The sequence below is a fragment of the Enterobacter sp. PI-10 genome, assembly GCF_027947695.1.
Classification (GTDB): domain Bacteria; phylum Pseudomonadota; class Gammaproteobacteria; order Enterobacterales; family Enterobacteriaceae; genus Enterobacter; species Enterobacter vonholyi.
The window spans coordinates 291,527-305,067 of record NZ_JAJNOG010000001.1; the positions used below are offsets into that span (position 1 = coordinate 291,527).

Annotated in this window: 12 protein-coding genes and 1 pseudogene; 5 read left to right on the top strand and 8 right to left on the bottom strand. The window is 56.9% G+C overall.

The window, feature by feature from the left end:
- The first annotated feature begins 324 nt into the window (after positions 1 to 324).
- From LRM19_RS01445 to LRM19_RS01455, 3 genes are all read left to right on the top strand, one after another.
- Positions 325 to 3,033, top strand: a complete 2,709-nt coding sequence (locus LRM19_RS01445; protein ID WP_271367028.1) for a cation-transporting P-type ATPase — start codon at positions 325 to 327, stop codon at positions 3,031 to 3,033.
- Positions 3,034 to 3,172: 139 nt separating this feature from the next.
- Positions 3,173 to 4,237, top strand: a complete 1,065-nt coding sequence (locus tag LRM19_RS01450) for an efflux RND transporter periplasmic adaptor subunit (RefSeq protein ID WP_271367029.1) — start codon at positions 3,173 to 3,175, stop codon at positions 4,235 to 4,237.
- Between the two features lie 9 nt (positions 4,238 to 4,246).
- The gene (locus LRM19_RS01455; protein WP_271367030.1) at positions 4,247 to 7,402 is read left to right on the top strand and encodes an efflux RND transporter permease subunit; all 3,156 of its coding nucleotides are present in this window, start codon (positions 4,247 to 4,249) and stop codon (positions 7,400 to 7,402) included.
- Here the strand turns inward: LRM19_RS01455 and LRM19_RS01460 are convergent.
- Complete coding sequence (locus LRM19_RS01460) at positions 7,332 to 8,453, bottom strand: YbdK family carboxylate-amine ligase (RefSeq protein WP_048226000.1); 1,122 nt, start codon at positions 8,451 to 8,453, stop codon at positions 7,332 to 7,334. The two genes, LRM19_RS01455 and LRM19_RS01460, sit on opposite strands and share 71 nt — an antisense overlap.
- 104 nt (positions 8,454 to 8,557) lie before the next feature.
- Here LRM19_RS01460 and LRM19_RS01465 point away from each other — a divergent pair, with 104 nt between their 5' ends.
- Positions 8,558 to 9,448, top strand: coding sequence for an oxidoreductase (locus LRM19_RS01465; protein ID WP_271367032.1), 891 nt, complete (start codon positions 8,558 to 8,560; stop codon positions 9,446 to 9,448).
- Here LRM19_RS01465 and LRM19_RS01470 read toward each other — a convergent pair.
- Positions 9,445 to 9,546, bottom strand: a pseudogene (locus tag LRM19_RS01470) (AraC family transcriptional regulator); the annotation flags it as partial. The gene LRM19_RS01465 and the pseudogene LRM19_RS01470 sit on opposite strands and share 4 nt — an antisense overlap.
- 127 nt (positions 9,547 to 9,673) lie before the next feature.
- Here LRM19_RS01470 and LRM19_RS01475 point away from each other — a divergent pair.
- Complete coding sequence (locus tag LRM19_RS01475) at positions 9,674 to 9,988, top strand: DUF6678 family protein (RefSeq protein ID WP_271367034.1); 315 nt, start codon at positions 9,674 to 9,676, stop codon at positions 9,986 to 9,988.
- Positions 9,989 to 10,103: 115 nt separating this feature from the next.
- Here the strand turns inward: LRM19_RS01475 and LRM19_RS01480 are convergent, their stop codons facing one another.
- The 6 genes from LRM19_RS01480 to LRM19_RS01505 all read right to left on the bottom strand — a co-directional run bounded on the left by LRM19_RS01480 (position 10,104) and on the right by LRM19_RS01505 (position 13,438).
- Positions 10,104 to 10,403 carry a hypothetical protein gene (locus LRM19_RS01480; RefSeq protein ID WP_127729884.1) on the bottom strand — a complete coding sequence of 100 codons (300 nt, stop codon included), beginning with the start codon at positions 10,401 to 10,403 and terminating at the stop codon, positions 10,104 to 10,106.
- A 230-nt stretch (positions 10,404 to 10,633) separates the two neighbouring features.
- The gene (locus LRM19_RS01485; RefSeq protein ID WP_271367035.1) at positions 10,634 to 11,137 is read right to left on the bottom strand and encodes a DUF2569 family protein; all 504 of its coding nucleotides are present in this window, start codon (positions 11,135 to 11,137) and stop codon (positions 10,634 to 10,636) included.
- Between the two features lie 280 nt (positions 11,138 to 11,417).
- A complete protein-coding gene (locus LRM19_RS01490; RefSeq protein ID WP_271367036.1) occupies positions 11,418 to 12,008 on the bottom strand; it encodes a hypothetical protein in 591 nt (196 codons plus the stop codon).
- Between the two features lie 111 nt (positions 12,009 to 12,119).
- A complete protein-coding gene (locus LRM19_RS01495; protein ID WP_271367037.1) occupies positions 12,120 to 12,530 on the bottom strand; it encodes an Imm63 family immunity protein in 411 nt (136 codons plus the stop codon).
- Positions 12,531 to 12,599: 69 nt separating this feature from the next.
- Complete coding sequence (locus LRM19_RS01500) at positions 12,600 to 13,019, bottom strand: helix-turn-helix domain-containing protein (protein WP_271367038.1); 420 nt, start codon at positions 13,017 to 13,019, stop codon at positions 12,600 to 12,602.
- Positions 13,016 to 13,438 carry a type II toxin-antitoxin system HigB family toxin gene (locus LRM19_RS01505; protein ID WP_442876238.1) on the bottom strand — a complete coding sequence of 141 codons (423 nt, stop codon included), beginning with the start codon at positions 13,436 to 13,438 and terminating at the stop codon, positions 13,016 to 13,018. Before LRM19_RS01505 ends, LRM19_RS01500 begins: the two co-directional genes overlap by 4 nt.
- Positions 13,439 to 13,541 lie beyond the last annotated feature (103 nt).

Genomic DNA, 13,541 nt, shown 5'->3' on the forward strand with positions numbered 1-13,541 from the left:
TAAATAAACGTCCGTATCAGGAAAATAATTTTACAAATGTATAGGTGCTATAACCAATTAACGTGGCAATAACAATGGCCGCGATAACGTATAACACCAGTCTGCGCCAGCGATAAATACCCCACATGGTTCCCCCTCGTTTAGTTTTGGTTTAGAAATATTTTGTAAAAATCAGATCATCGAAATAGTTTTAATCAGTTTTGAATAACCGAGAAGTCATTATATTGCGGTAGATCAATTTTACCCGCAAGACTTTAAAATGAATTTATTTAAGCCCGAAAGGAATTCAGGCTTCTGTTCACCGGAAATTGAAGGAAAAATACGATGACTGAAAAAAAATTGACTCCTAACGTGCCGCCTTCCGGCGGGCTGGCATACCAGCAGACCGTAGAGCAGGCTCTTGCACATGCGCAGAGCCAGGCAAGCGGTCTGGACCGTGCAGAGGCGCAGGCGCGTCTGCAAAAAACAGGTCCGAACGCGCTGCCGGAGAAAAAAGGCAAACCCGCCTGGCTGCGTTTCTTAGCCCATTTTAATGATGTGCTGATTTATGTCCTGCTGGCCGCCGCCGTATTAACGGCAGTAATGGGCCACTGGGTTGATACGCTGGTTATTTTGGGCGTCGCGGTAATCAATGCCCTAATTGGTCATATTCAGGAAAGCAACGCGGAAAAATCCCTGAAGAGTATTCGTAATATGCTCGCCAGCGAGGCGCGCGTTATTCGTAACGGCAGTCACGAAACAATCCCCACAACTGAAATCGTCCCGGGCGATATTATTGTATTACGCGCGGGGGATCGTATTCCGGCGGATATGCGTTTAATCGAAGCGCATAATTTACGCGTGGAAGAGGCGATTCTGACCGGTGAATCCACCGTGGTGGATAAACACGTTAATCCACTTAGCGGGGAATTACCGCTGGGCGATCGCACCAACATGGTCTTCTCCGGGACGACCGTCAGCGCGGGCGGCGGTATCGGTGTGGTCACCGCGACCGGTAAAGATACGGAACTCGGCCACATCAACCAGATGATGGCGGGTATCGAAAAGCACCGTACGCCGCTGCTGGTGCAGATGGACAAGCTGGGTAAAGCGATTTTCGTGATTATTCTGGCGATGATGGCCGCGCTGTTTGTCTTCAGCCTGGCGTTCCGCGAGATCCCGATGGGCGAGCTCCTGCTCTCCCTGATTAGCCTGGCGGTGGCCTCCGTACCGGAAGGTCTGCCGGCCATTATCTCCATCATCCTTTCGCTGGGCGTGCAGGCGATGGCGCGCAAGCGGGCGATTATCCGCAAGCTGCCGACGGTTGAAACGCTCGGCGCGATGACCGTGGTCTGCTCGGATAAAACCGGCACCCTGACCATGAACGAGATGACGGTTAAAGCGATCATCACCGCCGACGCCTGCTACCGCGTGGACGGCAACAGCTACGAGCCGGTAGGCAACATCTATCTGGAAGGTAGCGACGAGCCGGTCCACATCCAGCCGGGCACCGTGCTGGAGCAGTACCTGCGTACCATCGACCTGTGTAACGACAGCCAGCTGATTCAGGACGAGCGCGGCCTGTGGGGCATCACCGGTGGGCCGACCGAGGGCGCGCTGAAGGTGCTGGCGGCGAAGGCCAGCCTTGAGCCGGTAATGACCACGCTGGTTAACAAGATCCCGTTCGACTCGCAGTACAAGTACATGAGCACCCACTACCAGATTGGCAGCGAGGAGCAGATCCTGATCACCGGCGCGCCGGACGTGATTTTTGCCCTGTGTTCGCAGCAGCAGACCCGTCACGGTGCGGAACCCTTCAACCGCACGTACTGGGAAAGTGAGATGGAGCGCTATGCGCGTCAGGGGCTGCGCATGGTCGCCGCGGCGTTCAAGCCGGCGAACGGCGAGCAGGAACTGACGCACGATGACCTGAGCCACGGCCTGATCTTCCTCGGCATCGCCGGGATGATGGATCCGCCGCGTCCGGAAGCGATTGACGCGATTAACGCCTGCCAGCAGGCGGGGATCCGCGTGAAGATGATCACCGGGGATCACCCGCAGACGGCGATGAGCATCGGCCAGATGCTGGGGATCGCCAACAGCGAGCAGGCGGTCACCGGCTACGAGCTGGAGAAGATGGACGACGCCGCGCTGGCGGAAGCCGCGGTGAAGTATGACATCTTCGCCCGTACCAGCCCGGAGCATAAGCTGCGCCTGGTGAAAGCGCTGCAGGACAAAGGCGAAATCGTTGGCATGACCGGCGACGGCGTAAACGACGCCCCGGCGCTGCGTCAGGCGGACGTGGGCATCGCGATGGGCATCAAGGGCACGGAAGTGACCAAAGAGGCGGCGGATATGGTCCTTACGGACGATAACTTCGCCACCATCGCCAGCGCGGTGAAAGAGGGGCGTCGCGTTTACGACAACCTGAAGAAGACCATCCTGTTCATCATGCCGACCAACCTGGCGCAGGGGCTGCTGATTGTGATTGCGCTGCTGGCGGGGAACATTATTCCGCTGACGCCGGTGCTGATTCTGTGGATGAACATGGCCACCTCAGCCACGCTCTCCTTTGGCCTGGCCTTCGAAGCTGCCGAGCGCAACATCATGCGCCGCCCGCCGCGTCAGACCGGGCAGCACGTGATGGACGCCTACGCCGTCTGGCGCGTGGCCTTCGTCGGTACCATGATTGCCATCGCCGCCTTTGCGCTGGAAGCCTGGCTCGCCCCGCGCGGCCACAGCGCGGAGTTCATCCGCACCGTGCTGCTGCAGATGCTGGTCTGCGCCCAGTGGGTATACATGATTAACTGCCGCAACACCGAAGGGTTCTCCCTCAACCGTGGTCTGCTGGCAAACAAAGGGATCTGGCTGGTGACGGGCGTGCTGTTCCTGCTCCAGGCGGCGATTATCTACCTGCCGTTTATGCAGATGCTGTTCGGTACCGAAGCCCTGCCGCTGCGCTACTGGTTTGTGACCCTGGCCGTTGCAGGCGTGATGTTCTTCGTCGTCGAAATTGAGAAGCGACTGACCCGCAGGTTCCGTAAGTCTGCATAACTAAAACCTTACCCCTCACCCTAACCCTCTCCCCACAGGGGAGAGGGGACAGTCTGGTACTCTCCCCTGGGCTCGGTTTTCTCCCTCGCCCCTCAGGGGAGAGGGCCGGGGTGAGGGGAGACAACGCTGAGGTACTCCCATGAAACTTCCACTCCTGTTCGCACTTCTTGTCAGTACCCTGCAACCCGTCTTCGCCGCTGCGATCCCCGTTCGGGTCGCCACCGTGGAGCAAACCGCCCACGCCGCCGAGCGCCAGATCCCGGGCCGCATCGAAGCCATCCACACCGTTGAGCTACGGGCGCGTACGGAAGGCATGATTACCAAAATTAACTTCCGCGACGGGCAGTACGTGAAAAAAGGCGACGTGCTGTTTGAGCTGGACGACGCCGAGCCGCGCGCTGCCCTGCGCCTGGCGCAGGCCGAAGTGAAAAGCACCGAAGCCACGCTGCGCCAGGCGCAGCAGCAGCTTTCCCGCTTTGAAAGTCTCGGCAGCAGCAACGCCATCAGCCGTCACGACGTGGACAACGCCCGCATGCAGCGCGACGTCGCCAGTGCCGCTCTCGAGCAGGCGAAGGCCCGGCTCGAAGCCCGCAACGTCACCCTGAGCTATACCCGAATCACCTCGCCAATTGACGGCCGCGTGGGCCACAGCAGCTTTCACGTGGGTAGCCTGGTCAACCCGGCGAGCGGCGTTTTGGTGGAGGTGGTGCAGCTTGACCCGATCCGTATCGCCTTTGCGCTGGAAGAGGGGGCATTTTCCACCAAAGCCGGACAGCATGCGGATATCAACGCTATGAAGCGTGCCTGGCAGGCGCTGATCGACAGCAACGGACAGCGCGTCAGCGGCGAGCTGACGTCAGTGGATAACCGCATTGACCCGCGTACCGCCAGCGTGATGCTGCGCGCCGAGTTTGCCAACCCGCGCCATCAGCTGCTGCCCGGCGGCAATGTGAACGTGTTTTTGCGTCCGGCAAGCGAGCAGCCGGTGCTGACCCTGCCTGCCGCAGCGGTGCAGCAGAACGGCGACGGGTTCTTTGCCTGGGTGGTTAATGCCGACGGCAAAGCCGAAATGCGCCCGCTGAAGGTCGCCGGACAGATCGGCCAGCAGTTCCGGATTTTATCCGGCGTGAAGTCCGGTGAGCGAGCGATTACTGACGGTGCGCAGCGCGTGCAGCCCGGCGCTGCCGTCCAGATACTGAATTAAGGAGCCATCATGCTGACGTTTTTCATCAAACGCCCGCGCTTCGCGATGGTGATTGCGCTGGTCATCACCCTGCTGGGGGCCATTGCGCTGAGGATTATTCCGGTGGAGCAGTACCCGCAGATCGCGCCGCCGGTGGTGAACGTCTCTGCCAGCTGGCCGGGCGCCAGCTCGGCTGACGTGGTGGAGGCCATCGCCACGCCGCTGGAGACGCAGCTGAACGGCGTGGACCATATGCTCTACATGGAGTCCACCAGTTCGGACGAAGGCACTTACAGCCTGAACATTACCTTTGCGGCGGGCACGGATCCGGATCTCGCGGCCATCGACGTGCAAAACCGCGTGGCGCAGGCCGTGGCGCAGCTGCCGACCGAGGCGCAGCAAAATGGCGTGCAGGTGCGCAAGCGTGCCACCAACCTGATGATGGGGGTAAGTCTTTACTCACCGAACAACACCCACACGCCGCTGTTCGTCAGCAACTACGCCAGCACCCAGGTGCGCGAGGCGCTGTCGCGTCTGCCCGGCGTGGGGCAGGTGCAGATGTTCGGCGCGCGCGACTACAGCATGCGCATCTGGCTGCGCCCGGATCGCATGAACGCCCTGAACGTCACCACCGACGACGTGGCGCAGGCGCTGCGCGAGCAGAACGTGCAGGGGGCGGCGGGCCAGGTGGGCACGCCGCCGGTATTCAACGGCCAGCAGCAGACCCTGACCATCAACGGGCTGGGGCGCTTAAGCCAGGCCGACGACTTTGCCGACATCATCATCCGCTCGGGCGAGATGGGCCAGCTGGTGCGCCTGAAGGACGTCGCCACCATCGAGCTCGGCTCGCGCAGCTACAGCTCCGGCGCGCAGCTGAACGGGCACGATTCCGCCTACCTCGGCATCTACCCGACGCCGTCCGCCAACGCCCTGCGCGTGGCCGACGCGGTGCGCGCGGAGCTTGAGCGCCTCTCGACGCGCTTCCCGGACGACCTGGTCTACGAGCTGAAGTTCGACACCACCTCCTTTGTTGCCGCGACCATTAAGGAGATCGGCGTCTCGCTGGCGCTGACGATGCTGGCGGTGGTGGTGGTCGTTTCCCTGTTCCTGCAGAGCTGGCGCGCGACGCTGATTGTCGCCCTCGCCATTCCGGTGTCGCTGGTGGGCACCTTCGCGGTGCTCTACACGCTCGGCTACTCCGCCAACACGCTCAGCCTGTTTGCCATCATTCTGGCGCTGACCATGGTGGTGGATGACGCCATCGTGGTGGTGGAGAGCGTAGAAACGCTGATGGCGGAAGGACAGAGCCGCACGGCGGCAACCGCGCTGGCGCTGCGCCAGATTGCCGGGCCGGTCATCGCGACGACGCTGGTGCTGCTGGCGGTATTTGTGCCGGTGGCGCTGCTGCCGGGGATTGTCGGCGAACTCTACCGCCAGTTCGCGGTGACGCTCTCCACCGCCGTGACGCTCTCAAGCCTGGTGGCGCTGACCCTGACGCCCGCGCTGTGCGCGATGCTGCTGCGTCCGCGTCCGGAGAAACCTGCGGCCGTTTATCGCGCCTTCAACCGCGGGCTGGACGCTACGCGCGGTTTCTACACCCGCCTCGTGCATGTCTTAAACCTGCGTCCGTGGCTGGCGCTGCTGGCCACCGCAGGCGCGGCGGCAGTCGTGCTGTTCAGCTTTACGTCGATGCCAAAAGGCTTCCTGCCGCAGGAGGACCAGGGCTACTTCTTCGCCAGCGTTCAGCTGCCGGAAGCGGCTTCGCTGGAGCGCACCGAAGCGGTGATGACCACCGCACGGGAGCTGATCGCCCAAAATCCGGCGGTGGAGGACGTCATTCAGGTCTCCGGATTTAACATCCTCAACGGCACCAGCGCCTCCAACGGTGGGTTTATCTCCATCATGCTGAAGGACTGGAGCGAGCGTCCGCCGCTGGAGGAGGTGATGGGCACCCTGCAGCGCCAGCTGCTGGCCCTGCCTGAAGCCACCATCATGACCTTCGCGCCGCCGACGCTGCCGGGGCTGGGCAACGCCTCCGGCTTTGACCTGCGCATCCAGGCTCAGGCGGGGCAGAGCCCGGCAGAACTGGAGCGCGTGACGCGTGAGGTGCTGGCGAAAGCCAACCAGCACCCGCAGCTGACCCGCGTGTTCACCACCTGGAGCAGCAACGTGCCGCAGCTGACGCTGACCGTTGACCGCGAGCGTGCCGCCCGCCTCGACGTGCCGGTGTCACGTATCTTCAGCAGCCTGCAAACCGCCTTTGGCGGCACGCGCGCCGGGGATTTCAGCATCAACAACCGCGTCTACCACGTGGTGATGCAGAACGAGATGCAGTGGCGCGAGCGCGCCGAACAAATCAGCGAGCTGTTCGTGCGCAGCAACAGCGGCGAGCGGGTGCGCCTGAGCAACCTCGTCACCATCACGCCGACCGTCGGCGCGCCGTTCCTGCAGCAGTACAACCAGTTCCCGTCCGTTTCGGTGAGCGGCTCTGCAGCAACTGGGGTGAGCAGCAGCACCGCGATGGCGGTGATGGGCGATATTCTGGCAGAGAGCCTGCCGGCCGGATACGACTACGCCTGGAGCGGCATGTCGTATCAGGAGCAGCAGACAGGCAATCAGGCGATCTGGATTGTGCTGGCGGCGGTGGTGATGGCGTGGCTGTTCCTCGTCGCACAGTACGAGAGTTGGACGCTCCCGGCAAGCGTGATGCTCTCGGTGCTGTTCGCCCTCGGCGGGGCGCTGGTCTGGCTGTGGTTGGCGGGATACGCCAACGACGTGTACGTGCAGATTGGTCTGGTATTGCTGATAGCATTAGCGGCCAAAAACGCGATTCTTATCGTCGAGTTCGCCCGCGCGCGGCGTTTGGACGGAATGGAGATTGTCGATGCCGCGCGGGAAGGGGCCTCGCGCCGCTTCCGCGCGGTGATGATGACCGCCGTGTCGTTCATTATCGGCGTTTTGCCGATGATGCTGGCGACCGGCGCAGGCGCCCAGAGCCGCCGCATCATCGGCACCACGGTCTTCAGCGGCATGCTGGTAGCGACCGTGGTGGGGATTCTGTTCATCCCCGCGCTGTTCGTGCTGTTCCAGCGCCTGCGGGAGTGGGGCCACGGCCTTACGGACTCGTCGCCCACAGCTCGCAGTGCTTCTGCACCAGAGAAATCAGCGAGCCGCCGTCGGCGATAAAGTCCCGCATGCGCTGCGCCTCGCTCTTGCCCTGCTTTAACAGCAGGGCAATTTCATTGATTGCGCTTGTGGCACCGAGCTTATCAGCCGACGGCGCCACCTGCTCCAGCAGCCAGGCGATGTCTTCCGCCACGGTTCGTTGCTCGCCGGTATGCACATCCGTCAGGATCCCCTCCAGCCCATAGCGACACGCCTGAAAGCGGTTAAAGCGGTAGAGCAGAAAATCCCGTTCCTGATGTTTATAAGGCCGCGTGGTCAGCAGCCAGTGTGACGTGGCCTGAATCAGCCCGGCGATGTTAATCGCGTGGCCGAGCGTCAGCGGCGTATCCATCACCCGCACCTCCACGGTGCCAAAATGTGGGCTGGGGCGAATATCCCAGTGCAGATCTTTGATGCTGTCGATCATGCTGGTGGCGCTCAGGCGGCGGAACAGCCCTTCAAACTCCTGCCAGCTGTTGACCCACGGCATCTGTCCGTTATCCGGGAACCCGGAGAAGATATTGAGCCGCGACGAGGAGAACTTCGTGTCGGTGCCTTGCATGTACGGCGAGGCGGCCGCCAGGGCAATAAAGTGCGGCACAAAGCGCGACAGGCCGTGCAGGAGGTAAATGGCGTCATCCCCGGTCCGGCAGCCGACGTGAACGTGCTGACCGAATACCGTCGCCTGCAAAATCAGATAGCCAAAGCGCTCCAGCGTGACGTTATAGCGCTCGTCGTCGCACACCTCCTGGCGCTGCCATTTCTGGAACGGGTGCGTCCCGCCGCCGCAGATCTGGATATGCTGCTCCGCCGCCGCGCGCAGGATGCTCTGCTGCATCACCGAGAACTGCGCCGCCGCCTGGTCGATGGTCTGACACACGCCGGTGGCGATTTCGAGCATGCTTTCGGTGATATCGTGTTTGACTTCACCGCCTTTGATGTCGTCTTTGACGGCGGCGATGAGCGCGGAGGAGTCCTGGCTGAGATCGTACCCCGGCGGGTTAACCACCTGCAGTTCGAGCTCGATGCCAAGGGTGAACGGTTCAGAGGATTTGAAATCGGGTAAAGGCATGGCGCACTCCGTTGTCTGTGAATGTTGAGTATAGACAACGGGTGTGGCGCGCTCGTCTCAGGGTGGTATAACTGATAGCAGGCTTAGCAAAAGGGGAGTGTATCATGTCTGACTATCCAACCATTGCGCTGATAGGACCCGGTGCGATTGGCACCACCGTTGCCGCGGTACTGCATGACGCTGGCCGCACGCCATTGCTCTGCGGACGGACCGCGCATCCGAAATTACGCCTGCGCCACGACGAAGGTGAAACGGTGGTGCCCGGTCCGGTACTAACCGACCCGACGGCCATTACGCGTCCCGTTGATCTCGTGTTTATCGCGGTGAAAACGACGCAAAACGCCGACAGCGCCGGGTGGCTGCGCGCGCTGTGCGATGAAAATACGGTGGTCTGCGCCCTGCAAAATGGCGTAGAGCAGAAGGCGCAGCTTGAGCCTTTGGTCAGTGGCGCAACGGTGCTGCCGTCGGTAGTCTGGTTCCCGGCGCAGCGCGAGCCGGATGCCTCCGTCTGGCTGCGCGCCAAACCGCGCCTGACCCTGCCGGATGTGCCGCAGGCACAGCGGGTGGTGGAGGCGCTTCGCGGTACGCGCTGTGAAGTTGAACTCTCGGCAGATTTCCCCACCGTCGCCTGGCGCAAGCTGCTGCAAAACGCGGTCGCCGGGCTGATGGTGCTCGCCAACCGCCGCGCCGGGATGTTCAGGCGCGAGGATATCAGCGAACTTTCGCTGGCCTACCTGCGCGAGGGGCTGAGCGTCGCCCGCGCCGAAGGGGCGAAGCTGAACGATGACGTAGCGCAGGAGATCCTGGCGAACTTCCAGCGCGCGCCTGAGGACCTCGGCACGTCGATCCTGGCCGACCGTCAGGCGGATCGCCCGATGGAGTGGGACATCCGCAACGGCGTCATTCAGCGCTCTGGCCGCAAACACGGCATTGCGGTGCCCATCAGCGACGTGGTGGTACCGCTGCTGGCGGCGGGGAGCGAGGGGCCGGGTTAACGGTTACTGTTTTTCCGTTCGGCAAAGTAATGGGCGGGCGTGCTGCCCATCGCTTTTCTGAACATGGTGATAAACGCGTTCACGGATTCGTACCTGAGAGTGGGGGGGGGGGGCGATAGAGAGGCGGGAAGATAAGTGAATATGAATTTCAGCTTTGTGCCATAATTTTACGTGGTTATCCTGGTAGCGTGTTAATCTGTCGGGAGCAGAACCCGGGAGGTTCAAATGCTTTATAGCTGCATGAATAATACAAAATGGAATGAGATCCGCATGGCAATGGTTAGCATGGAATCTCCCCCCTTATGGAAAATCACTTTTCTCAATGGCTATGAATCTGCAGTTGATGGCGAGTGGTTTTACCATTTCTGTGAAGGTGGCTATTTGGATATCAGGTATCTTGATATTATGACACACTCAGTTGAACAACATACCATGGTAGGTACTATTCTTCGCGCTATTCATCTCCCTGGAATCGAGGTATCAACCGGTTATAGAATTTGGGGATACGCAGATTCGGTCAGCTATGTAGATTATCTTTAACCAGATAAAATCGTTTAATGGCTAACAGGAATAAGTTAGTTTTTGCGTAGAATTGGCCTCTACTCCTCACTGTCTAAGCGTTACGCTGAAAGTTATTAATTCAAAGTCAATACAATCAGACATCTTCCCATAGCGGCATCAATTCTTCAGGTAATTGTTCCTTATCAAACCCCTCAAACCAATACACAGAGCCTTGCTGTCCAATAATCGGCACTTCTCCCCACCCCGGGTAAAACAATGCGCGACTCCAGTCAGGCTTGAGACGACCACGCCGTTTAAGGCGCTGACCATTACACGCAGTTGCTCGTATTGAAGGAAAATTAATAAAGAAACTTAACGGCATTTTCTCTTTGCGCGCACGTTGTAATTGCCTTGATATCCAGTCCTGGTTACGTCTGCGAAGTTTTTGTTTCATTGGCTACTGTTCTGATTCTACTCACTTATCAATCAATGCTCTCACTGTAATCCGACGCCATGCTTTCTACAGGAGTGTCCGTTCTTAACTCAGTGCGGACCTTACCCACTTTTCTGCCCTTTCCGTATCATGAGCAGACGGTGATAGCGTCCGCTCAATGTTGATGACTGTATGTGCATTAGTATAGCCATGCATCTTCTGTCATCAAAATGATGAAGCCACTCGTGCTTTTATCGGATAAACGTTCTTTTTACGCGAACAGAGGTTATGAAATAGGGAATCCAAATTAAAGCCGTAATTACGTTTCTAAAAACAGGTACAAGTTCATTATATCCAATTTCAGTGCCAGGAATTAATATGTAAAGCAGATAGGTATTAAATGACATTGTCGTCACGATTGATATTAAAAACAAAATGTAAAGCTTCGGTAGCAATTTCTTCTTTCTTAGGAAAAATGAAAGAACGGTGATTGTAAAAAGAAACTCGCCAATATAAATAACCAGGGAAACTATGAAGAAAATTTTTGCATTTGCATTCAGATGCGAATAATTATCTGTCGTAAATTTAAATGCATCTGTCATTGCAAAAAGATAGGAAGCAGCAGTAACCACTAATCCTATAAGGGGGAGAAAAAGAAATCCTCCAATTTTCTTGAAATTTTTATCTTCACAACTGTCGCAAAACTCTCTGTCCTGAGGTATTTCGACCCCACACTTTATGCATCCCCATTCCATATATGGACCTTTGAAGTATTTTATAATTTTAAATAGATTAAACGAAGTCTATTACAAACGCAACTGACTGATAAATAAGTATGCTGTGCAGGTAACTTTTTCGAGTAAATTTGTGTTAAGGGGGATTCCCGCAGCACAGATATTCATTCTAAGTTCCTACCAGGGACCGCGCTTTGCTAATAACGGTTCCTAAAACATTTCTTTCCGACAGTTCCTGACCGGAAACGAATATTTAAAGTAAAGTGCTACCGCTGAACACCATAAGGTTCTCTGTTGCACTTCAGTCCAGCTTCTCGATACTCATCCTAACCGCTTTCAGCGTTCTCCTGCGGATCCAGCCGCTGCCCGCCCGTATTACCAGCCAGTAAGCCACCATCATGAGCCGGGTGCTCCTGTCCGGGCAAAAGACGAACGTTTCCGTACTGAGTTCATGCTGGCCTGGCGCCAGTTCCTTTACCTGGTAGCGCAGCAACAGTGTCGCGCTGCCCGGCACGGCAGGCGTCTGAAACGCGCTGGCATCCGGCACGCTTTCCAGACCGAAATCTGCACGCCAGAATTGCCCTCTTAAGCCATAGCAAAGCTCCGATGCTGAATCTTTCAAAAGGGTGAAACTGTGTAGACCAAAGTTGCTGATTGAATCAGCCTGCTGATCGCGCAGAAGTTTTTGCGGTAATTGCCGCAAAGCCATCAACCGACGAATCACAGCATCTTGCCGGACGTCAAACTTGGCAATCAACGGCAGTATATTTTCAGGATGCGCAGTATGAATGACCGTTCGGTGTTTTTCATGAAACTGGAACTGAGGTAAAAAAGCCGGGACATCCTGCCACTGAGCAAGCGCTTTGCGGGTTACGAATCCAGGATTCAGCATTTCTCTTCCTTGTCATCCCTTGAGTGCAGCCAGAGTATCAGATGGCGTGCTGCAGGCAATCACCAGGAAAAGAGAGGGGGGTAGGGCAGTAAATGTAACAAGCCGGTTGGGTTAACGATGTTCGCTTCTTTGCGAATGGAGAAGCTGAGTGATTTCTTTGCGCTTTCTTGTTGCCCATTCGGGCTTGACTGAGAGCATTAAACTGTATTCCTTTCTGAAATAAACTTCTCTGTATTCCCGTTCAGATGAATGTTTTGCTGCATAGGTTGAGGCCAGCCCCGCCACGGCACTCTCCACAAACCAATAAAGAATTTCATCGTCACTGAGCGTTACTTTTCGCTGTATTTCAAGACCCCTTTCACTGATGATAAAATGATATTCTTTCCCATGAATTTCCAGATAGGGAGTTGCAACCCCATCAGGTTGATCAGGGATAAAGAAGTAATGATTTGGTCTTGTGCCTCCCCCAAGTTGCTCACCTATTTTTAGAAGCTCGTTTCGTAGTTCTTCAATCGTTTTCATCAGCATTCCTTTGTTATTTTATGTGAACCACTCATTTTCGCAAAATGGGTGCACAGAGTCTGCTCGCGATCACTTCCCCACAAACGCACTCACAGGCAAACCGAAACGCTTCGCCAGCGCACGCATATGATCCAGTGTCAATGTGCGCTGTCCATTAAGGATCCGACTCACCAGAGACTTCTTACCAATCTCATTCTCGAAATCGCTCTGAGTGAGTTGGTACTGATCCATCAGCGTTCGCAATAACGCAACGCCTGACGGAATGCGGGCAATACGCGCGTTAAATTCTGCAAACTCCGGGGACTCGCTTTCGTACCTGTCGATTTTCGCGGTGAGCATCTCCACCAGCGGGCTATCGGGTTCGTGCTCGATAAGATACTCCACCAGCGCCAGCGCATCCTCGTAATCTTGTTGCGACGGGCTTGAGCCCAGGAAGGGGAGCTCGTCTGTCAGATCGTTTGCCGCTTTGATGGCTGCTGCATAATTCATTCTTTCGTTCTCCGGTAGAGGTCCGTGAGCTTGTCATACTCTGCGTGCGTGCTGATGTGTTTAATGAAGATCTTTCCCCGCTCAAAATCAGGAAAAAACATTACTCTTAAATGTCCGCGCCCACATCGATGACCCATCATTTTTCCCGGTATTTCATCCGGTCCTGGCTGGGAAAGCGCTTTTCGCATATCGCCTGGTGACGAGTAGTGTTCCTTCTTTAGTACCCGGTAAAGGTCGTCCAGGGCGAGTGATCGATTGGGAAAATGTCTGGCCGCCGTATCGAAAGGCGCTCTTGAGACTACGTACATCCTTGCCCTTTGTTTCCAGATTGGAAACATTATAGGTTGTGGTTGGTGAGTTGACAATGTGGAAACAACGATGGGCTGCAGTTTCCACATGCTCGTGATTACGGTTCTCATCTATTGAGTGCGCACACTTTAAGAGGTAGTGGTGAGAAATTAAAGTGAATGGCATGGTTAGGTTTTGGGTATTTATTTGATTTGCGTAGCGTATTCAGTAATT